This window comes from Arthrobacter sp. 4R501 (assembly GCF_002929755.1).
Taxonomy (GTDB): domain Bacteria; phylum Actinomycetota; class Actinomycetes; order Actinomycetales; family Micrococcaceae; genus Arthrobacter.
Window position 1 is genome coordinate 66,515 of sequence record NZ_PJIW01000009.1, and the last position, 18,650, is coordinate 85,164.

Here is an 18,650-nt window from a genome sequence, read left to right on the forward strand (position 1 = left end):
CAGGAAGTCAGGGGATTTTGGGGTCAGGGGTCAGGGGCAGGCGCCGGCCGTTCAGTTCGGCTGCCGGGCGGCTGAACAGTCCGACGACGGCGGCGGCCAGGTCCTCGACGTCGGTGGCGCCGGCAAAGGTCCGTTCCGGGTGCGCCTTCCGGAGTTCCGCGTCCACGAGCGCTTTCACCACCAGGACGACGGCGGCGCCGCGCAAGGCGGTGCCTTCATCCGCAGCCCCGCGGGCCAGGCCCTCCGCCATGGCCAGTGTCCAGGTCTCGGCGGCGGCCTTTGCCGCCACGTAGCTGGCCGTCGCCGCAGTGGGCTTGTCCACCGCGGTGGAGGACACCATGGCAAACCGTCCGGTTCCGGCGGCGGCCAGGTCGGCGTAGAAGGCCCGGGAGACGTTCCGGAGCGTGGTAATGGCGCCGCGCTCCAGGAAGTCCCAGTCGGCGTCGCTTTGGTCCGTGATGCCCGTAGCGCCGCGCCAGCCGCCCACGAGGTGGATGACTCCGTCCATCGCTCCGGCGGCGCCCGCCAGGGTCTTCCGGAGGGCCTCGACGTCAGCGGGATCCGCAAGATCGCAGACCAGGGGAGTGACGCCGTCGCCCGCCTTCCTAGCAGCAGCCTCGATGCGCGTGCTGTCCGAGCCGACCGTGAACACCCGGAACCCCGCCTGGTGCAACGCCCGGGCAACAGCGATCCCGGAGGGTCCGCTGCCGCCGGTAACCAGAACGTTCAGCGCTGGGGCAGGGTCCGGAACAGGAACAACGCGCGGGGCGCCGGGTTCGCTCACAGCGCGGACGCTCCGGTGATGCCGGCGGTGGATTCGATGACTGGACGCATTTTCTTCTCCAAGGCTTCGTAGAACATAGACAGCGGAAATTCGTCGTCCAGCACCTGGTCGGTGAGGCCGCGGGGCGGACCGGCGACGGGAAGCGCGTCGGGGCCCTTGGCCCAGGCCGATGCGGGGTTGGGCGTGAGTGTGGCGGAGATCAGTTGGTACGCGGCAAGCCAATGGGCCATTTTCGGCCGGTCAATGGAGCGCCAGTAAAGCTCGTCGATCGAGGCGCCGAGGGCGATCACCGCGTCCGCCACCTGGTCCCAGTCGATGCTGAGCCGGCTGTCGGTCCAGTGCAGGACGTGGTGCTGGTGCAGCCAGGCGAAGAGCAACTGTCCGCCGAGGCCGTCGTAGTTGCGCACCCGGTTGCCGGTGATCGCGAAGCGGAAGATCCTGTCGAAGATGATGGCGTACTGCACCAGTTTCGCGTGCCGGCGTGCTTCCGGCCCGGCGTCTTCGTCCTGTTCGATCCGGACGGATTCGCGGAAGGCTGTGAGGTCGCAGCGCAGTTCTTCCAGCGAATACAGGAAGTAGGGCATCCGCTGCTTGATCATGAACGGGTCAAAGGGCAGGTCGCCGCGCATGTGGGTCCGGTCATGGATCAGGTCCCACATCACAAACGTGGCCTCGGTCAGTTCCTGGTCGGCCAGGAGTTCCGCGGCGCCTGCGGGCAGGTCCAGGGAGGTGATGTCTGCGGCCGCGCGCAGGACCCGGCGGAACCGGGCAGCTTCACGGTCCGCGAAAATAGCGCCCCAGGTGAAAGTGGGTGTCGCCCGGACAGCAACGGTTTCGGGGAACAGCACGGCTGAGTTGGTGTTGTAGCCGTGGGTGAAGTCCAGGAACCGGATGGGCACAAAGAGCTTGTTGGAATAGTCCCCGGCCTCAAGGCCGGCCACAAAATCGGGCCAGATGACCTCGATCAGTACGGCCTCCACGAGCCGGCTGCTGCTTCCGTTCTGGGTGTACATGGGGAAGATGACAACATGCTGCAGGCCGTCCTGGCGCTGCAACTGGGGCTGGAACGCCAGCAGCGATGCGAGGAAGTCCGGGACGGCGAATCCAGCCGTGGCCCACGTCTGGAAATCAGCGACGACGGCGTCAAGGTAGGCCGCGTCGTGCGGGAACAGCGGTGCCAGTTCGGCAAGCGACTCCGTGATGGCGGCAACCTGCAGGGCTGCCTCGGCGTGATGGCCGGCATCAGGCACGGAGCCGTCCTGCACCTGCAGTGCCTGCAGGGATTCGGCGGCGCTCCTGAGGCGGAGCCAGGCGGGGTTTTCGGCGGTGATCCTCGTAGGGGCCACGGTCACGGTGACGGTCATGGTGCGACTGCCTTTCTCATTGCTTGGGGCATCTACGGCGAGCGTAGCAAGCAACCAGAGTCTCTAACTCAAATAGAGCCTGAGCATAAGAGACTCTCGGGCTCGAGGCGCCTCGTGGCTCCGCCAGATGTAGGCGGAGCCACGGCTGGCGGACTCAGGCCTTCGTGGATTCTTCCCCGGCAGCGCCGCGCGGCACCAGTTTCAGGGACACCGAATTGATGCAGAAGCGCTGGTCCGTGGGCGTGCCGTAGCCCTCACCCTCAAATACGTGGCCCAGGTGTGAATCACAGTGCGCGCACCGTACCTCCACCCGCTTCATGCCGAGCGTCCGGTCGTGGATGTAACGGACGGTGCCTTCGGCGAGCGGTGCCCAGAAGGACGGCCAGCCACAATGCGAGTCGAATTTTTCGTTGCTCCGGAAGAGCTCGGTGCCACAGGCACGGCATTGGTAGACACCCTCCGTGTGGGTGTCCACGTACTCGCCGGTGAAGGGGCGCTCCGTACCCGCCTGCCGCAGCACGTGGTATTCCTCCGGTGTGAGTTCCTGCCGCCACTCAGCGTCGGATTTAAGGTAGGCGGGTTCCGCAGCGACGGCGTCGGCGGCCGGACCGGGGACGGAATCCGTGGCCTTGTTCCCGAAGATGCTCTTACCAAAGTTGCTCATAGTCAGCTCAACGCTCAGGAGTCGCCGATAAATCCCGAACCGGCATACAGGTGGAGCACGGGGAGCCCCAGCTGGTCCTGGGCTTTGTTGGCCCAGTCCGTGTGGAACGTATCCGCCACCGCGTGCGGACGCGTGATCACCACCGCCTGGGCTGCGCCGAGCTCCTTGACCTTGGCCACGAGGCCTTTGACGGCCCCGCCGTCCACTACCTCGCCCGTTACCCCTGCGCCCAGCCCCTCCAAGGCGGCCAGCGAGACGGCCAGCGTTTCTGCAGCCTCGGCCCGTTCAACGGTGGGGTCCGGGGCGTGGGCGGTCAGTTCGCGGAACGCCTTAGCAACGTCCAGGAGGGAGAGATTCTCAAGGAAATCCACCAGCAGATGCCGTTCAGTGTTCCCTGGAACCAGTAGGACAAGGGGAGTGTCCTGCCCGTCCACCAGGCGTTCTATGTTGACGCGGTCGTCCGCGCCCAGGGGTTCTTCGGTCAGGATGACGATTGGATCGCTCATGGCATCAGCCTAGTCGTGCGCACCGGCGCCTGCATCCATTTGGGCCGCACGGGGCGCGCGGTGTCATGAGCGCAGCGTCCCCGGGGCCGGCAGAATTGCGGTGCCACGTGCCGGACGGAATATGGTCAACCCGTCTGCGGCAGTAAGAATGGTTCCATGGCACCTTCCACGCGCACCTCCACGTTGACGGCGGCAGTTCCGACCCAGGCCGACGGCCGCATGTCGCTGCGCGCCAAATGGGCGCTCGGCGGCGTCATGGGCGGCGGGGCCCTTGCCGGCCTGCTGGCCACAGGCTCCTCCGCGCTGGCGCTTTACTTTGCCCGGCGTGTGATTACTCCCGTCCGGCAGCGGACGGCGGACCAGGAAGTCCTCGCCGTGATCCGGGAAGGGGGCGGCCGCCAGGTCATCCTGACAGCCACTCCGGAGACCACTGTGGAGGGCGTCTATGGGTTGTTTTTCGACGGCGGGAAGGGGCGCGCCCGGATCGGGCGGATCGTGTCCTATTCGCCGGCGGACGGCACGGTCCTGCGCGAAGTGGAAGCCGTCTATGCCGGCGATCTCGATACGGCCCGCCGCGGATGGTGGAGCGGTGCGCTTTACCCGGATCCCGCCACGGCCGGCTTTGTGGCCGAGGACGTACTGATTGAGGTCGACGGCGGCACGGCACCGGCATGGCTGGTCCGGGCCGGCGGGACGTCCCGGACCTGGGCAATCATGGTTCATGGCCGTGGGGCAACCCGCCAGGAGGCCCTCCGGGCGGTAGGCTCCGCCCTCGAACTGGGGCTCACCAGCCTGCTTGTCTCGTACCGGAACGACGGGTTGGCGCCATCGGCCGAGGACGGCCGGTACGGCCTGGGATCCACGGAATGGCGTGACATAGAGGCCGCCATCGAGTTTGCCCTGGCCAATGGCGCCGAGGAAATTGTTCTCTTCGGCTGGTCCATGGGTGGTGCCATCTGCCTGCAGACGGCCGATCTCTCGCCCCACCGTCACCTGATCCGGGCCATGGTCCTGGACGCGCCCGTCATCAACTGGGTCAATGTGCTGGCCCACCATGCGCAGATCAACCGCATTCCGTCCCTCGTTGGCCGCTACGGGCAACTGATGCTGGGCCACCCCGTGGGCCGCAGGCTCACCGGACTGGCCGCACCCGTGGACCTCAAGGCCATGGACTGGGTGGCGCGCGCCGTGGAGGTCCGGACGCCCACCCTGATCATCCACAGCGTTGATGACGAGTACGTTCCCTACGAACCATCCGCGCTTTTGGCCGAGCGGAATCCGGACATGGTCACGTTCGAAACGTTCAACCACGCCAGGCACACGAAGGAATGGAATGTCGATCCCGAGCGCTGGGAGAACCTGATCAAGGCGTGGCTGCGGCCTCAGTTGGCTCCGCGGCTTAATCCCGGGCAGAACCGCTAAAGTGTGCGGGTGCCGATGGCGGCCGTCACGGCGGACGTCAGCCGGATAAGGTCCGCCGGCGCAAGCTCAACGTCCACTCCGCGCTTGCCACCGGAAACCAGCATCGTTTCGAGGGCAAGGGCGCTGCTGTCCACCACCGTGGGTGATGTCTGGCGCTGGCCCAGCGGCGAGATCCCGCCGAGGACGTAGCCGGTGCGGCGTTCCGCAGCCGCGGGGTCCGCCATCGAAGCCTTCTTTGCGCCCATGGCGGCGGCGAATGCCTTGAGGTCAAGGTTTCCGCTGACCGGCACAACCCCCACGGCAAGCCGGCCTTCCACTTCGACCATGAGGGTCTTGAAAACCGTCTCCGGAGCGATGCCCAGGGCTTCGGCGGCTTCCGTGCCGTAGCTGGCTGCGGAGGGATCGTGGGCATACGGATGCAGCACAAAGGGAACGCCGGCTGCAGCCAGTGCGGCCGTGGCCGGCGTTCCGTTTGAAGAACTCTTGCGTCCCAAAGCGTTCAGTTCCCGATCCGGAGCCAGGAAGTCAGCTGATCAGGACGCAAGCCGGGACGAAGCGGCGACCTTGCGCTTGATCCGTCCCAGCATGGCGGTCATGCCGCGCATCCGCAGTGGCGTGATGGCCCGCGTCAGGCCCAGCAGCTCCGGCATATCGTCCGGCACCCCCAGGATTTCAGCGGCGCTGAGTCCGTCGAGACCCTCGTGGAGCACACCGGCGAAACCCCGCGTGGTGGGGGCTTCCGGTGGCGCCTTGAAGTAGAGCCGAACGGCGTCGGCCGGGCCGGCGTCGTTCTTTTCCGTTTCAATCGTCAGGAACAGCGGCGACTGGCATTCCACCACCTGCTCCAGGAGCTCGGGGTGGTCCTTCAGCCGGTCCGGCAGTTCCGGCAGTTCGCGCGAGAACTCAAGCAGCAGCTGAAGCCGATCGGGTTCGGTCAGGGCCTGGAAGTCATCCACGATTTCCGCCAATGCGGCGGGCAGGTCATGTGTAGTCATCTGTTCCAGTTTACGCCGGGACCGTGCCGCGTTCCGTGCCCTTGGCGATGGGAACCCGGACGGCGTTGCCCCACTCGGTCCAGGAACCGTCGTAGTTCCGGACGGTGTCAAAGCCCAGCAGGTACTTGAGCGCGAACCAGGTGTGGCTGGAACGCTCGCCGATGCGGCAGTAGGCCACCACGTCATCGCCTGCGGTCAGGCCGGCCTCGCCCAGGTAAAGGGCCTCGAGCTCTTCCCGGCTGCGGTACGTTCCGTCCGGCGCAGCGGCGCGGGCCCACGGGATGGATGCTGCCGTGGGAATGTGGCCGCCGCGGAGCGCACCTTCTTCCGGGTAGGCCGGCATGTGGGTCCGCTGGCCGGTGTACTCCTCGGGGGAGCGGACGTCAATCAGCGGCTTGCCGAAGTGTGCCAACACATCTTCCTTGAACGCGCGGATGGGGGCGTCGTTGCGCTCCACCACTGGGTAGTCGCCGGGCGCCGGGGCGGTCCGCTCCGTGGTCAGGTCGCGGCCTTCGGCGATCCACTTGTCCCGGCCGCCGTCGAGCAGCCGGACATCTTCGTGGCCGAACAGGGTAAAGACCCAGAGAGCGTAGGCGGCCCACCAGTTGGACTTGTCCCCGTAGATGACCACCGTGGTGTCGCGGGAGATGCCCTTGGCCGCGGCCAGGGCGGCGAATTCCTTGCCGTTCACGTAATCGCGGGTCACTTCATCGTTAAGGTCCGTGTGCCAGTCGATTTTGACGGATCCGGGAATGTGACCGGTCTCGTAAAGGAGGACGTCCTCGTCGGACTCGACCACCACCAGCTTTCCGTCCGCCAAGGCGCCGCTTTGGAGGGCGGCGGCAAGCCACTCGGTGGATACCAGACGCTCCGGGTTGGCGTAGGCGGCGAACTTCTCGTTCTGTTCAACTGCGTAGGACATGGTGATGGCCTTTCACTGAGACACGGCGGATGCTGTAGAAGGAAACCCTGCCTCCACCCTAGCCACGGCCGGACGCCCTGTCCGCCTCCTTGTTAACAGTGGGAAATATGGCTTTCGTCACGCCGGGGCCCTTGCCGGCGCCATGGCGGGGGAGGCCCCGGCCATTGCCGGTATTCTTTCTGGGGACAACCCCACCAGCAGAACGGACCACCTTGGTACAGATCGAACAGCTTGCCGCCCGCACTCCGGCGGTTTCGGTGGATGAGCTCCTCAAGGGTTTTTATCCGTCCCCACGGTTTGGCCAGGTCTCCTTTGCCAGCTATCGGCCGGACCAGAACCAGCCGTCCCAGGCGGCGGCGGTCAAGGCTCTGGAGGGATTCGCCGGGGGAGTTGGAGCCGGCGACGGCGACGGCCTGTTCAAGAAGCTCTTCACCAAGAAGGTGGCTACCAGGGCGGGGATCTATCTCGACGGCGGATTCGGCGTTGGCAAAACCCACCTGCTGGCCTCGCTGTGGCATGCTGCCCCGGGCCCCAAGGCCTTCGGCACGTTTGTGGAATACACCAACCTCGTGGGGGCACTGTCCTTCCGCAAGACTGTTGAGGCGCTGAGCCACTACAAGCTGGTGTGCATCGACGAATTTGAGCTGGATGATCCGGGCGACACCGTGCTGATGTCCCGTTTGATGCGTGAACTGGCCGACGCCGGCGTCAAGCTGGCTGCCACGTCCAACACCCTGCCGGGGTCGCTGGGCGACGGCCGCTTTGCCGCCGTCGACTTTGCCCGTGAAATCCAGGTCCTGGCGGACCAGTTCGACGTCATCAGGATCGACGGCGAGGACTTCCGCCACCGTGGCCTGCCCGCCGCCCCGGCACCGCTGAAGAACAGCCAGCTCGCCGCACAGATGAGGGCCGAGTTCGACGGCAAGACCGTGGCAGAGGACGAATTCAATTCACTGATCGGCCACCTTGCCGGTGTCCACCCGAGCCGTTACCGGCAGCTCATCGACGGCATCGACGGCGTTGTGTGGCGCAACGTGGAGACCATTACCGAACAGGCCGTGGCGCTTCGCTTCGTTGTGTTGGCGGACCGCCTGTACGACAAGGATGTGCCCATCTTGGCCAGCGGCGTCCCCTTCGACAAGCTCTTTACGGACGAGATGATGCACGGCGGGTACACCAAGAAGTATTTCCGCGCCGTGTCCCGCCTGACCGCGCTGGCCCGCGAGGGCCAGAACCACGAGCCGTCCTAGGCAGCGGCTGGGGAAGCTGGACCGTCCATTAAACGCCAAAGGTGCGAGTGCCGCCTCCCGGCGGGACCCGCACCCCCTTGACGTGCTAGGGCAATGCCCTGGCCAAATCCTTCTTACGGAGCCTTGTCAACCGGGGGAACCGGGTTGACTGGCGGAGCCTGCTCGGTGGCAGGGGTCTCGCCGGGGGTTCCGTCGTTCTTGTCAACGAGCTTGGAAGCGCCATCCTGGATCTTATCGACGTGACCCGCGTACTTGCCGCCAGTCTTTGAGTCGACAAAATCGCCGGCCTTGGTGATGCCGTCCTTGATGGCCCGCTCGTTGCCGTGGATGAGACCCTGAGCCTTGCCCTTGAGATCGTCAATCAGTCCCACGAGCACCTCCCTTCAATCGCGGAGCCAGGTCGCTCCTCCGCAACCGAGCCTAGCCCTCTCTGCGGAGCGTGCCAAGGCGCGGTGACAAATGTTGTAAAGTCCGTGCGGCGTATCCGGGCAATAAAAAAGCAGCTCACGGGGAGCTGCTGTGTGTGGGCGATACTGGGATCGAACCAGTGACCTCTTCCGTGTCAGGGAAGCGCGCTACCGCTGCGCCAATCGCCCGGAACCGGAAGGCCGGCTATTTCGGATTTATTACTGGAGTAGAGAGCGGACGACGAGATTCGAACTCGCGACATCCACCTTGGCAAGGTGGTGCTCTACCAGCTGAGCTACGTCCGCGTATGAAGTACACCCTGGCCGGTGGCCAGACGTACTGCATGAAGCAAGTTTCCTTGCTTGGTGGGCGATACTGGGATCGAACCAGTGACCTCTTCCGTGTCAGGGAAGCGCGCTACCGCTGCGCCAATCGCCCATTTCGTCCGGCGTGAACCGGAATCCATGGTTTTCACCGAGGTGGGTACGGGATTCGAACCCGTGTGAACGGCTTTGCAGGCCGCTGCCTCGCCTCTCGGCCAACCCACCGTGTAAGCTCTGATTCCGAAAAACCTTAGCCGTGACAGTGTCCTGCGAGCGGACGACGAGATTCGAACTCGCGACATCCACCTTGGCAAGGTGGTGCTCTACCAGCTGAGCTACGTCCGCATTTGGGCCGCTGAATCCGTGCCGTTTCGGGCATTTCCTCGCGTTCCAACGAGTAAGAACTCTATAGGAGGTTCAGGGAATCTCCAAATCGAACGTGCTTCAACGGCTGCAACGCCCCTGGATCCCTGCAATCTAGGGGATTTTTCTAATTACAGGCGTGTAATTCGAGCGGCGTCCCGTCTCGATTTCCATAAACCCCGCCCGGTCGGCTAGCATTCAAAGGCATCGGGGCGATTGGCGCAGTGGTAGCGCGCTTCGTTCACACCGAAGAGGTCACTGGTTCGAACCCAGTATCGCCCACCGAGGAATCTGGTCCGTTTCCGCTCAGCCGAGCGGAAACGGACCTTTTTTGTGTGCCCGCCATTCTGTCAGCCCCTTGTGAAAGAGTCTTTGTATGACTGATCCACTTCTTGCCCACGCCACGGAATACGGCCGCATGTATGCGCGGTCCACCTCCGAGCAGTTTTCCGTTCCGTCCATCACCACCGTCATCGGCCAGCAGCCGCACGGCCTGGACGGCTGGTTCGGTTACATGGGCGCCAGCAGCCTGGCGAAGGATCCGTTGCTGGCCGATTCCCTGGGCAGCCCGGCGAAAATCCGGCAGGCCGTCAACCGGGCCTCAAAGGCAGCAGAACTGTACCGGGACGACGCCGCCAAACGCGGGGACCGCGTCCATAATTACTGCGAGCAGGTTGCGCTCCGCGCCCTGGGCCGGCCCCACGCCATGAAAGAGACCCGCGAGGCGTTGGCAGCCAACGGCGAGGAAGGCTTTGCCCTGCGCTTCGATGAGTGGTGGGACCTCTACGGCGTAGAGCCCATCGCACCGGAAATTACCGTCTGGAACAAGTCAGTAGGCTACGCCGGGACGCTGGACCTCGTGGCCAAAATCAACGGCCGGATCTGCGTCATTGATTACAAGACCAAGGGCACCACACGGGACGGGACCGTCAAGCCGCTGGACGACAAAGTGGTTATGCAACTGGTGGCCGGCATGAAGGCCGAAGAAAGCCTGGTGGATGCCGTGGCAGGGGAATGGGAGCCCTGGAAGTACGGCGAGAACCCCTTACTGCTGGCTGTGGCCATCGGCGAGACCGAAGTCCGGCCGGTCCGCGCGAACCCCGACGTCCTCAAGCACCACTGGTGGAAGTTCTGCGCCCTGCGCCGGGTCTGGGAACTGTCCGCCGATACGCTCGCCGCCGGGTCTGCGCTTCTTCCCGTGGCTCCGCCCGTCTCCGCGCAGGCCCGCAGCGCCTAGCGGGGCACGCGTGCCGGAACTTCGCAGGCCTGGAGTCCGCCTGCCTGGAGTCCCAAGGGGGTTCCCCTGCGCCTAAACTGGATAGGTTCGCCCATAACGCCCACCGTGAGGAAAAACAGCACATGGCCATTCTGAATATCCGCATCATCGGTGATCCTGTGCTCCGCACAGTGGCTGATCCCGTGACGGAATTCGGTCCTGAGCTTGCCAAGCTGGTTGCGGACATGACGGAAACCATGGAGGACGTGGATGGCGCCGGGCTCGCGGCCCCCCAGATTGGCGTCAGCCAGCGGGTCTTCACCTACCGGATCGACGGCGTGGAGGGCCACATCATCAATCCGGTCCTGGAAAACAGCGAGGACTTCCAGGCGGACCAGGTTGAGGGTTGCCTGTCCATTCCTGGCCTGGCGTTCCCGGTCCGCCGCTTCCGCGCCACCCGCGCCACCGGTGTTGACCTCAACGGGAATCCTGTGGCGGTAGAGGGGGAAGGCCTGCTGGCCCGTTGTTTCCAGCATGAGACGGACCACCTGGACGGCATCCTCTACACCGACAGGCTGGAAGGCGAGGACCGGAAAACGGCCCTGCGTTCCATCCGCAATGCCAACTATGACGCCATTACGGAACGCACGACGACGAAGCGAGCCAAGACGGTCGGGTCCAGTTTCGGGGGCTCGAGCGTTGGAGGGGCGAACTCTGGGAGCGCCAGCCCTGGCCAGGCCAGCTTCGGCGGCGGCGCCACCACATGAAGGTACTTTTTGCCGGCACCCCCGCCGTGGCCGTCCCGTCCCTTGATGCCCTCGTTGGGGCCGGCTTTGAGATCGTTGCCGTCCTGACCCGGCCCGACGCGCCGATAGGGCGCAAACGGGTGCTGACGCCGTCGCCCGTTGCAGCCCGCGCCGCCGAACTGGGAATCGACATCATCCACGCCACCCGCGTGGACGAGGCCGTGACGGCGAAAATCGCCGCGACCAAGCCGGACGTGGCCGCCATCGTGGCCTACGGCGGCCTGATTCCGCGCCCCGCCCTTGATGTTCCCCCGCATGGTTGGATCAACCTGCACTTTTCCCTGCTTCCCGCATGGCGTGGCGCCGCCCCCGTGCAGCGGGCCGTGATGGCCGGCGACGACGTCACCGGGGCAGTCACCTTCCGGTTGGAAGAAGGGCTGGACACCGGCCCGGTCTTCGGAACGCTGACCGAGGGCGTTGGCCCGGAGGACACCGCCGGAGCGCTGCTGGAGCGGCTGTCCCACAGCGGGGCCGTGCTCCTTGCCCAGACGCTGTCCGCCGTTGAAGCCGGGAGGGCAGCTGCACAGCCGCAGGTCGGCGACGTTTCACTGGCCCCCAAGCTGACTATCGATGACGGCCGGCTCGACTGGATGCAGCCCGCCCTGGCGATCGGCAGGCGCGCCCGCGGCGTAACTCCCGAGCCCGGCGCCTGGACCACCTTGGACGGACAGCGCGTCAAACTTGAACCTGTCCGGCTCCGGCCAGGTGACACTGACCTGCAGCCCGGCGCGGTATTCCTCGACGGTAAGAGCGTCCTGGTGGGCACCGGATCCCACGCCGTGGAGTTGACGAGGATCCAGCCTTCGGGCAAAAAGATGATGGCCGCCGCCGATTGGGCGCGTGGCATGGCAACACTGGAAAGCGTGGTCTTCGAATGAGCGAATCCGGCGGTAATGCAGGCGGCACGGGCGGCAGCGGAAGCGGCGCCCGGGGCGGCGGCGGACGCGGCAACAGCGGACGGGGCAAGGGCGGGCCGCGGGATTCCAGCCAGCGCAACGCCCAGGGCCGCGAACGCAACCGCCCCTCCCAGCGCAGCTTCACCGAAAACGCTCCTGCGCAGCGGACCCGCCGGGCGGACCCCGCGCGGCTTGTGGCTTTTGAAGTCCTGCGCGCGGTAGCCGCCGAGGACGCCTACGCCAACCTGGTGCTCCCGTCCCGCATCCGCCATCACGGCCTGGACAAGCGCGACGCCGGCTTCGCCACCGAGCTCAGCTACGGGGCCCTGCGTAGCCAGGGCACGTACGATGCTATCCTGGCGCGCTGCGTTGACCGGCCGCTGGACCAGCTTGACCCTGCCATTCTCGACGCCTTGCGGATCGGCACCCATCAGCTGCTGGCCATGCGTGTCCCGGCCCACGCCGCCCTGGATCAGACCGTGGGCCTGGCCCGCGCCGTCATCGGCGCCGGACCCTCCGCCCTGATAAACGCAGTATTGCGGAAAGTCACAGCGCACACCCTGGAGGAGTGGCTTGAGATCCTCGTTGCCGGTGAAAGCGACGAAACCACCATCGCCTCCCTCCGGTACGCCCACCCCGAATGGATTGTCCGGGCCATGCGCCAGTCCCTGGTGGCCCACGGGCGGTCAGCCGCCGAAATCAACGACCTGCTGGAAGCCGATAACGAAGCTCCGGTGGTCAACCTCGTGGCCCTGCCCGGCCTGGGCAGCCTGGATGAAGCCCTGGAGGGCGGGGCAACCCCCGGTGAACTCGTTGAAGGCTCGGCGCTCTCCAGCGGCGGAGACCTGGGCCGCCTCGCCTCCATACGGGAAGGCAGCACGCGCGTCCAGGATGTCGGCTCCCAACTGGTGGCCCGCGCCATGGCGGCAGTGGACCTCGATCCCACCGGAAGCCCTGGAGCAGAACGCCGGAACGAAACCTGGCTGGACCTGTGCGCCGGCCCCGGCGGTAAGGCGGCCCTGCTGGGCGCTCTGGCCAACGCCCAGGGTGCCACGCTGCTCGCGAATGAACCGGCCCCGCACCGTGCCAAACTCGTCAGCCAGGCCCTGTCCGCCGTGCCCCGGGACGTCTGGCGCGTCCGGACCGGCGATGGCCGCGACGTGGGCACTGAGCAGCCGGAGTCCTTTGACCGGGTCTTGGTGGACGTCCCCTGCAGCGGGCTGGGTGCCCTGCGCCGCAGACCGGAGTCCCGCTGGCGCCGCACGCCCAAGGACCTCGCGGACCTGGGACCGCTGCAGCGCGCCCTGTTGAAATCGGCGCTGGAGGCCGTCCGCCCCGGCGGAGTGGTTGCCTATGTCACCTGTTCACCCCACCCGGCCGAAACCACGGCAGTGGTCAGCGATGCCCTCCGGAAGCGGGATGACCTGGAGCTGCTGGACGCCGGTGCTGTGCTGGACAGCGTGAGCCTGACCGGGAACCTGGGCGCAGGCCACGATTCCACGGCGCAACTCTGGCCGCACATCCACAGCACCGATGCCATGTTCCTGGCCCTCATCCGGAAGAAAGCCTGACCCGTGAAAGGTTCCCCCATGCCGCAGTGCTGCATCAACCCCAGCATCCTGTCCGCCGACTTCGTCAACCTCGAAGCCGAACTGCAGCGCATCAGCAACGCTGACGCCGTTCACGTGGACGTTATGGACAACCACTTTGTCCCCAACCTCACCATCGGGCTGCCCGTGGTCCAGCGGATCCAGGCGGTCAGCCCCGTACCGCTGGACGCCCACCTGATGATCTCCGACGCCGACCGCTGGGCGCCGGGGTTCGCCGAGGCGGGCCTGGCATCCGTGACCTTCCATGCCGAGGCCTCCATTGCACCGGTCAAACTGGCCCGCGAACTGCGGGCCCGTGGCTCCAAGGCCGGCATGGCGCTGCGCCCTGCGACGGCTGTGGAACCCTACCTGGACATGCTTGAGGAACTGGACATGCTCCTGATCATGACCGTGGAGCCGGGCTTCGGCGGCCAGGCGTTCCTGGACTTCACCCTGCCCAAGATCCGCAGGGCCCGGGCAGCCATTGACGGCTCCGGAATCAATGTCGCCATCCAGGTGGACGGCGGCATTACCGAGGAAACCATTCTGCGGGCGGCCGAAGCAGGCGCGAACGTCTTTGTGGCGGGTTCCGCTGTTTACGGCGCGGAAGACCCGGCTGCAGCCATTGGACGGCTCCGCGAAGCCGGCAGCATGAAGTTACGTACTGCGTCCGCGGAATAGTCTGGGCCACCTTGTGGTTATGGGACAATAGCAACACACAATACGTGCTCCGGGGTCGGTGTAAGTCCGAACCGGCGGTGATAGTCCGCGACCCGCGAGCCGGCGCTTTCCCCTTCAGGGAAGGAACCGGCGGACGGTTGAACTGGTGAAATTCCGGTACCGACAGTTAAAGTCTGGATGAGAGAAGCACGTACAGCTGTATCTGCGGCGCCCTTTGGCGCTGCGGCCTTCTGCTGTCGTATACCCCCGGAGCCATCGCGGTTCTAGAGGGAAGGAACGACAACACACATGAACCCCTTGCGATGGCTCTTTGAAGCCAGGATTTCCCATGCTCCGGGAACCGAAGCCGCCGGACCGGTGGCTGCCCCATGACCCGGATCGAAACCGTCACGGCGTTCAGCGCCGCCGAAACCGCCGCCATGGACGCAGCGCTCGAAGCAGCCCTCCAGGGTCCGCGCGGAGCGAATCCGCTCGTGGGCGCCGTCGTCATCGATGCTGCCGGCCGCCAGCTGGTGACCGGGTACCACCGCGGCGCCGGCACACCCCACGCGGAAGCGGACGCCATCGCCCAGGCTGAGGCCGCCGGGCTGGACCTGAGCGGCTGCACGATGGTGATCACGCTGGAACCCTGTGACCACAGCGGCCGCACGGGGCCCTGCACCCAGGCGATCATTCGTGCCGGAATCACGGACGTGGTCTACGCCGTCGACGATCCGCACGACCCTGCGGCGGGAGGCGCAGCCACCCTCCGGAACGCGGGCGTCCAGGTCCGCAGCGGGCTCGCGGCCAGCGAATCGTTCGAGTTGAACCATCAGTGGTTCCTGGGAGTGGCCGCACAGCGCCCGTTCGTGACGCTGCACATCGCGCAGACCCTGGACAGCCGGATCGCCGCTGAGGATGGAACGAGCCAGTGGATCTCCTCCCCGGAGTCGCTGGCTGACAACCACGGACTGAGGCGCCGGATCGACGCCATCCTCGTGGGCACGCAGACCGTGCTCGTGGACAACCCCCGGCTGACAGCCCGCGACGCGTCCGGAGCCACAGCCGGCAAACAGCCGCTGCGCGCCGTGATGGGCCTGCGGGACATCCCGGCCGACGCCGCCGTCCGCGGTGACGACGGGAACGTGCTCCACCTGCCCACGCGGGATCCGCGGGAGGCGCTCTCGCTCCTCTACGCGGAAGGAATCCGCCACGTCATGGTGGAAGGCGGCTCACGCATCCTCAGTTCATTCCTGGCCGCCGGTCTTGTGGACGAACTCATTGTCTACCTCGCGCCCACCCTGCTGGGTTCCGGAACTCCCGCCCTCAGAGGGCTCGGAATCACCACCCTTGCGGATGCCCGGCACTGGGACTGGGACCCTTCCGACGGCGGTGCCGTCCTGACCCTGGGCCGGGACCTGAGGCTGCACCTCCGTCCAGTACCAACCGATGCTTTTGAACCACACCTATCCCGCACTGCCGCGGAACCAGCCATGGGAGGCTACTGATGTTTACCGGAATTATTGCCGAACAGGGACAGGTTCTGTCCGTGGAGCGGGACGGCGATGCCAGCGCAACGCTCCGCCTCCGGGCGCCCGGCACCACCGAAGGGCTCGGACTGGGCGGGTCCATTGCCGTCAACGGGGTCTGCCTGACGGCCACCGCCATCGACGGCAAAGAGTTCAGCGTTGATGTGATGGGCGAAACCCTCGTCCGCAGCACCATCGGCGAACTGGCCGCCGGTGACTCGGTGAACCTTGAGCGCTGCGTCCCTGCCGGCGGCCGGCTCGACGGCCACGTCGTCCAGGGCCACGTCGACGGCGTCGGGCAGCTGCTGGAGCGCGAGGCACTCGGCAACTGGGAACGCCTCCGGTTCGGTGTGCCGGCCAACCTTGCCCGCTACATCGCGGAGAAGGGCTCCATAGCGATCGACGGCGTCTCGCTCACCGTCACGGCGGTCAGCCCCGCCGCGGAGCCGGAGCCCTGGTTCGAAGTGGGGCTGATCCCCACCACCTTGGCCGAGACCGGCCTGGGCGCTAAGGAAACCGGCAGCAGGGTCAACCTCGAAGTGGACGTGCTCGCGAAATACACCGAACGGCTGCTGGCATTCAGCACCGGCGCAACCACCGGTGGCGAACGATGAACGCCACCGTCCGGCTGGAACGGGCCGCGGCCGTGAGCCCGGCGCCTAACGCAACCTTCGGACTCGACACCGTGGAAGCTGCCATCCGCGCCATGGCCGCAGGCCGGCCCGTGCTGGTGGTGGACAACGAGGACCGCGAAAACGAAGGCGACATCATCTTCGCCGCACAGCATGCCACCCCTGCCCTCATGGGATGGACCATCCGCTACAGCTCCGGCGTCATCTGCGTCCCCCTGACGGGGGAGCGTGCCGACGCCCTGGCACTGCCGCCCATGGTGGCAGTGAACCAGGACGCGAAGGGTACGGCGTACACCGTTTCCTGCGATGCGGCGGTGGATGTCAGCACCGGAATCTCCGCCACGGACCGGGCCCTCACGGCCCGCGTCCTTGCAGACCCCGGCGCCGGACCGGCGGCCGTGACCCGGCCCGGGCATATTTTCCCGCTCCGGGCAGTTAACGGAGGAGTGCGTGAACGCCCCGGCCATACCGAAGCGGCCGTCGACCTCTGCCGGCTCGCTGGACTGGAGCCAGTGGGCGTGATCGCAGAGGTTGTGTACGACGACGGTGAAATGATGCGGCTCGACGGGCTGCGGGGATTCGCTGCTGAACACGGGTGCCCCCTGATCTCGATTGAGGATCTGGTGGCCTACCTTGAAGCAGGAGCCGGGACACCCGCCGACAGTGACACCGGGCCGGACGCCCGGGCGGAATAGAGGAGTGATGATGACGGCTTCCGGAGTATCGGACAACAGCCACCAGAACGACCACCACCGGGGGGCGGCCGGCAATGGCCGGGCCCACCACCCCGTGAGCGGCGGTCCCATTGTGCAGCTGCCCACGGCATTTGGCGATTTCATTACCCAGGCGTGGACAGACCTCGTCACTGGCGCCGAACACCTGGCCGTGAGCTCACCCAACCCGCCCAGGGAGGGCGTTGCTCCGCTGGTCAGGCTGCATTCCGAGTGCCTGACCGGCGACGTGTTCGGCTCTTACCGTTGTGACTGCGGCGAACAGCTGGCCTTTGCCCTGGAGCTGATCAACGAGTTCGGCGGCACGCTGCTCTACCTGCGCGGGCAGGAAGGCCGGGGGATCGGCCTGGCTAACAAGATCAAGGCCTACGCCCTCCAGGAAGCGGGCTTTGACACCGTGGAGGCCAACGAACAACTGGGACTTCCGGTGGACGCCCGCTGCTACAAGGCCGCCGCCCAGATCCTGGCCGAGATGGGCCTCCACGAGATCCGGCTCCTGAGCAACAACCCGGACAAAAAGAACAGGCTCGCCAAGGCCGGCGTGAAGGTGGTGGAGATGGTGCCCACCGAGGTGCCGTCCCGCGACCAGAACATCCGCTACCTGCAGACCAAAAAGGACCGCATGGAGCACCGGCTGACGCTGGACACACACGTTGTCACGGTGCCCAGCGGCGTCCCCGACGATTTCGACCACGACCAAAACTGAACGGACCAGATTCACGCATGAGCGGACACGGCGCACCAGATATTGACCTCACCACCCTCCACCCGGCGGAAACGTCGCAGCTGCGGTTGGCCATTGTGGCAGCCAGCTGGCACACCCAGATCATGGACGGACTCCTGGACGGTGCCCTGCGCGCCGCCAAAGACGCGGGCATCAGCGAACCCACCGTCCTGCGCGTTCCGGGCGCCTTCGAGCTTCCCGTCGCTGCCGCGCGGCTGGCACCGCACTTTGACGCAGTGGCGGCCCTCGGCGTCGTGATCCGTGGCGGCACGCCGCACTTTGAATACGTCTGCCAGGCGGCGACGTCGGGACTGACGAACGTCAGTGTGTCCACCGGCGTGCCGGTGGGCTTCGGCGTGCTGACCTGCGATACGGAGCAGCAGGGACTGGACCGTGCGGGCCTGCCGGGCTCCAGCGAGGACAAGGGCCACGAAGCAGTGACGGCAGCCCTGGCCACCGCAGTGCTCCTCAAGCCGTACAAGTAGCAGCAGATAGTGGCAGCAAGCTGCCCGGGCGCGGTGTGTGTTCGCTCACATCGCGCCCGTCATGCAGCGGCCCGAAAGGCGCCCTCGGGCCGGCAGCAAGTAGGCTGTAGGGCGTGAAGAATTTCGAGACGCTGTTCGCTGAACTGAGTGAGAAGGCAGCCACCCGCCCGGCAGGCTCCCGCACCGTCGCTGAATTGGAGTCCGGAGTCCACGGCATTGGCAAGAAAGTCGTGGAGGAAGCAGCCGAAGTCTGGATGGCCGCTGAGTACGAATCCGATGAGGCCACTGCCGAGGAAATCTCCCAGCTGCTCTACCACCTGCAGGTTCTGATGCTCGCCAAAGGCCTGACCCTGGAAGACGTCTACAAGCATCTGTAGCCAC

General features: G+C 66.1%; 21 protein-coding genes, 6 tRNA genes and 1 riboswitch. Of the genes, 14 read left to right on the forward strand and 13 right to left on the reverse strand.

Annotated features, from left to right (window positions below; all coding sequences use genetic code 11):
* Positions 1–7: 7 nt before the first annotated feature.
* The 4 genes from CXR02_RS10650 to CXR02_RS10665 all read right to left on the reverse strand — a co-directional run bounded on the left by CXR02_RS10650 (position 8) and on the right by CXR02_RS10665 (position 3,318).
* On the reverse strand, positions 8–784 hold the full coding sequence (locus CXR02_RS10650; protein ID WP_104061982.1) for an SDR family oxidoreductase: 777 nt from the start codon (positions 782–784) through the stop codon (positions 8–10).
* Complete coding sequence (locus tag CXR02_RS10655; RefSeq protein ID WP_104061983.1) at positions 781–2,148, reverse strand: DUF6421 family protein; 1,368 nt, start codon at positions 2,146–2,148, stop codon at positions 781–783. The genes CXR02_RS10650 and CXR02_RS10655 overlap by 4 nt, the downstream gene beginning before the upstream one ends.
* A gap of 154 nt (positions 2,149–2,302) precedes the next feature.
* Positions 2,303–2,812, reverse strand: a complete 510-nt coding sequence (gene msrB / locus CXR02_RS10660) for a peptide-methionine (R)-S-oxide reductase MsrB (RefSeq protein WP_104061984.1) — start codon at positions 2,810–2,812, stop codon at positions 2,303–2,305.
* Between the two features lie 14 nt (positions 2,813–2,826).
* Positions 2,827–3,318, reverse strand: coding sequence for a hypothetical protein (locus CXR02_RS10665; RefSeq protein ID WP_104061985.1), 492 nt, complete (start codon positions 3,316–3,318; stop codon positions 2,827–2,829).
* Positions 3,319–3,537: 219 nt separating this feature from the next.
* Here CXR02_RS10665 and CXR02_RS10670 point away from each other — a divergent pair, with 219 nt between their 5' ends.
* On the forward strand, positions 3,538–4,740 hold the full coding sequence (locus CXR02_RS10670) for a S9 family peptidase (protein WP_104062079.1): 1,203 nt from the start codon (positions 3,538–3,540) through the stop codon (positions 4,738–4,740).
* Here the strand turns inward: CXR02_RS10670 and ybaK are convergent.
* The 3 genes from ybaK to CXR02_RS10685 are packed head-to-tail and all read right to left on the reverse strand — an operon-like array spanning position 4,737 to position 6,657.
* A complete protein-coding gene (ybaK, locus tag CXR02_RS10675; protein ID WP_104061986.1) occupies positions 4,737–5,234 on the reverse strand; it encodes a Cys-tRNA(Pro) deacylase in 498 nt (165 codons plus the stop codon). The genes CXR02_RS10670 and ybaK overlap by 4 nt on opposite strands.
* A gap of 39 nt (positions 5,235–5,273) precedes the next feature.
* The gene (locus CXR02_RS10680; RefSeq protein WP_104061987.1) at positions 5,274–5,735 is read right to left on the reverse strand and encodes a SufE family protein; all 462 of its coding nucleotides are present in this window, start codon (positions 5,733–5,735) and stop codon (positions 5,274–5,276) included.
* Between the two features lie 10 nt (positions 5,736–5,745).
* Positions 5,746–6,657 (reverse strand): sulfurtransferase, encoded by a 912-nt coding sequence (locus CXR02_RS10685; protein WP_104061988.1) that lies wholly within the window; start codon positions 6,655–6,657, stop codon positions 5,746–5,748.
* 212 nt (positions 6,658–6,869) lie between these two features.
* Between CXR02_RS10685 and zapE the strand changes: the two genes are divergently transcribed.
* Entirely contained in the window at positions 6,870–7,907 is a 1,038-nt protein-coding gene (gene zapE, locus CXR02_RS10690; protein ID WP_104061989.1) for a cell division protein ZapE, read from the forward strand.
* A 113-nt stretch (positions 7,908–8,020) separates the two neighbouring features.
* On the opposite strand, the gene CXR02_RS10695 is transcribed toward zapE, so the two are convergent.
* The 6 genes from CXR02_RS10695 to CXR02_RS10720 all read right to left on the reverse strand — a co-directional run bounded on the left by CXR02_RS10695 (position 8,021) and on the right by CXR02_RS10720 (position 8,983).
* Positions 8,021–8,278 carry an antitoxin gene (locus tag CXR02_RS10695; protein ID WP_056345969.1) on the reverse strand — a complete coding sequence of 86 codons (258 nt, stop codon included), beginning with the start codon at positions 8,276–8,278 and terminating at the stop codon, positions 8,021–8,023.
* A gap of 153 nt (positions 8,279–8,431) precedes the next feature.
* Positions 8,432–8,503 (reverse strand) — tRNA-Val (locus CXR02_RS10700).
* A gap of 44 nt (positions 8,504–8,547) precedes the next feature.
* A tRNA-Gly gene (locus CXR02_RS10705) sits at positions 8,548–8,620 on the reverse strand.
* A gap of 58 nt (positions 8,621–8,678) precedes the next feature.
* Positions 8,679–8,753, reverse strand: a tRNA-Val gene (locus tag CXR02_RS10710).
* 39 nt (positions 8,754–8,792) lie between these two features.
* A tRNA-Cys gene (locus CXR02_RS10715) sits at positions 8,793–8,863 on the reverse strand.
* A gap of 47 nt (positions 8,864–8,910) precedes the next feature.
* Positions 8,911–8,983: transfer RNA gene (locus tag CXR02_RS10720), tRNA-Gly, on the reverse strand.
* A 228-nt stretch (positions 8,984–9,211) separates the two neighbouring features.
* Here CXR02_RS10720 and CXR02_RS10725 point away from each other — a divergent pair.
* The 12 genes from CXR02_RS10725 to CXR02_RS10780 all read left to right on the forward strand — a co-directional run bounded on the left by CXR02_RS10725 (position 9,212) and on the right by CXR02_RS10780 (position 18,646).
* Positions 9,212–9,283 (forward strand) — tRNA-Val (locus tag CXR02_RS10725).
* Between the two features lie 94 nt (positions 9,284–9,377).
* On the forward strand, positions 9,378–10,238 hold the full coding sequence (locus CXR02_RS10730) for a cytochrome (RefSeq protein ID WP_104061990.1): 861 nt from the start codon (positions 9,378–9,380) through the stop codon (positions 10,236–10,238).
* Positions 10,239–10,360: 122 nt separating this feature from the next.
* Positions 10,361–10,984 (forward strand): peptide deformylase, encoded by a 624-nt coding sequence (gene def / locus CXR02_RS10735; protein WP_104061991.1) that lies wholly within the window; start codon positions 10,361–10,363, stop codon positions 10,982–10,984.
* The gene (fmt, locus tag CXR02_RS10740; protein ID WP_104061992.1) at positions 10,981–11,901 is read left to right on the forward strand and encodes a methionyl-tRNA formyltransferase; all 921 of its coding nucleotides are present in this window, start codon (positions 10,981–10,983) and stop codon (positions 11,899–11,901) included. Before def ends, fmt begins: the two co-directional genes overlap by 4 nt.
* Positions 11,898–13,490, forward strand: a complete 1,593-nt coding sequence (locus CXR02_RS10745) for an RsmB/NOP family class I SAM-dependent RNA methyltransferase (RefSeq protein WP_104061993.1) — start codon at positions 11,898–11,900, stop codon at positions 13,488–13,490. Before fmt ends, CXR02_RS10745 begins: the two co-directional genes overlap by 4 nt.
* Before the next feature lie 18 nt (positions 13,491–13,508).
* On the forward strand, positions 13,509–14,189 hold the full coding sequence (gene rpe / locus CXR02_RS10750; protein ID WP_104061994.1) for a ribulose-phosphate 3-epimerase: 681 nt from the start codon (positions 13,509–13,511) through the stop codon (positions 14,187–14,189).
* Between the two features lie 40 nt (positions 14,190–14,229).
* Positions 14,230–14,383, forward strand: a riboswitch (FMN riboswitch).
* Between the two features lie 174 nt (positions 14,384–14,557).
* A complete protein-coding gene (gene ribD, locus CXR02_RS10755; protein ID WP_104061995.1) occupies positions 14,558–15,676 on the forward strand; it encodes a bifunctional diaminohydroxyphosphoribosylaminopyrimidine deaminase/5-amino-6-(5-phosphoribosylamino)uracil reductase RibD in 1,119 nt (372 codons plus the stop codon).
* Positions 15,676–16,311: a riboflavin synthase gene (locus CXR02_RS10760; RefSeq protein WP_104061996.1), complete on the forward strand. Its 636-nt coding sequence runs from the start codon at positions 15,676–15,678 to the stop codon at positions 16,309–16,311. Before ribD ends, CXR02_RS10760 begins: the two co-directional genes overlap by 1 nt.
* Positions 16,308–17,024, forward strand: coding sequence for a 3,4-dihydroxy-2-butanone-4-phosphate synthase (ribB, locus tag CXR02_RS10765; RefSeq protein ID WP_104061997.1), 717 nt, complete (start codon positions 16,308–16,310; stop codon positions 17,022–17,024). Before CXR02_RS10760 ends, ribB begins: the two co-directional genes overlap by 4 nt.
* A gap of 10 nt (positions 17,025–17,034) precedes the next feature.
* Positions 17,035–17,766 carry a GTP cyclohydrolase II gene (gene ribA / locus CXR02_RS10770; protein WP_104062080.1) on the forward strand — a complete coding sequence of 244 codons (732 nt, stop codon included), beginning with the start codon at positions 17,035–17,037 and terminating at the stop codon, positions 17,764–17,766.
* Positions 17,767–17,783: 17 nt separating this feature from the next.
* Entirely contained in the window at positions 17,784–18,269 is a 486-nt protein-coding gene (gene ribH, locus CXR02_RS10775; protein WP_104061998.1) for a 6,7-dimethyl-8-ribityllumazine synthase, read from the forward strand.
* Positions 18,270–18,382: 113 nt separating this feature from the next.
* Positions 18,383–18,646: a phosphoribosyl-ATP diphosphatase gene (locus CXR02_RS10780; RefSeq protein ID WP_056345618.1), complete on the forward strand. Its 264-nt coding sequence runs from the start codon at positions 18,383–18,385 to the stop codon at positions 18,644–18,646.
* The last annotated feature ends 4 nt before the right edge of the window (positions 18,647–18,650 follow it).

Coding starts and splice junctions, on each gene's coding strand:
- CXR02_RS10655 (WP_104061983.1), bottom strand. CDS start 2,148: ATGACCGTCACCGTGACCGTGGCCCCTACGAGGATCACCGCCGAAAAC.
- msrB (WP_104061984.1), bottom strand. CDS start 2,812: ATGAGCAACTTTGGTAAGAGCATCTTCGGGAACAAGGCCACGGATTCC.
- CXR02_RS10665 (WP_104061985.1), bottom strand. CDS start 3,318: ATGAGCGATCCAATCGTCATCCTGACCGAAGAACCCCTGGGCGCGGAC.
- CXR02_RS10670 (WP_104062079.1), top strand. CDS start 3,538: ATGTCGCTGCGCGCCAAATGGGCGCTCGGCGGCGTCATGGGCGGCGGG.
- CXR02_RS10680 (WP_104061987.1), bottom strand. CDS start 5,735: ATGACTACACATGACCTGCCCGCCGCATTGGCGGAAATCGTGGATGAC.
- CXR02_RS10685 (WP_104061988.1), bottom strand. CDS start 6,657: ATGTCCTACGCAGTTGAACAGAACGAGAAGTTCGCCGCCTACGCCAAC.
- CXR02_RS10730 (WP_104061990.1), top strand. CDS start 9,378: ATGACTGATCCACTTCTTGCCCACGCCACGGAATACGGCCGCATGTAT.
- def (WP_104061991.1), top strand. CDS start 10,361: ATGGCCATTCTGAATATCCGCATCATCGGTGATCCTGTGCTCCGCACA.
- fmt (WP_104061992.1), top strand. CDS start 10,981: ATGAAGGTACTTTTTGCCGGCACCCCCGCCGTGGCCGTCCCGTCCCTT.
- CXR02_RS10745 (WP_104061993.1), top strand. CDS start 11,898: ATGAGCGAATCCGGCGGTAATGCAGGCGGCACGGGCGGCAGCGGAAGC.
- rpe (WP_104061994.1), top strand. CDS start 13,509: ATGCCGCAGTGCTGCATCAACCCCAGCATCCTGTCCGCCGACTTCGTC.
- ribD (WP_104061995.1), top strand. CDS start 14,558: ATGACCCGGATCGAAACCGTCACGGCGTTCAGCGCCGCCGAAACCGCC.
- CXR02_RS10760 (WP_104061996.1), top strand. CDS start 15,676: ATGTTTACCGGAATTATTGCCGAACAGGGACAGGTTCTGTCCGTGGAG.
- ribB (WP_104061997.1), top strand. CDS start 16,308: ATGAACGCCACCGTCCGGCTGGAACGGGCCGCGGCCGTGAGCCCGGCG.
- ribA (WP_104062080.1), top strand. CDS start 17,035: ATGACGGCTTCCGGAGTATCGGACAACAGCCACCAGAACGACCACCAC.
- ribH (WP_104061998.1), top strand. CDS start 17,784: ATGAGCGGACACGGCGCACCAGATATTGACCTCACCACCCTCCACCCG.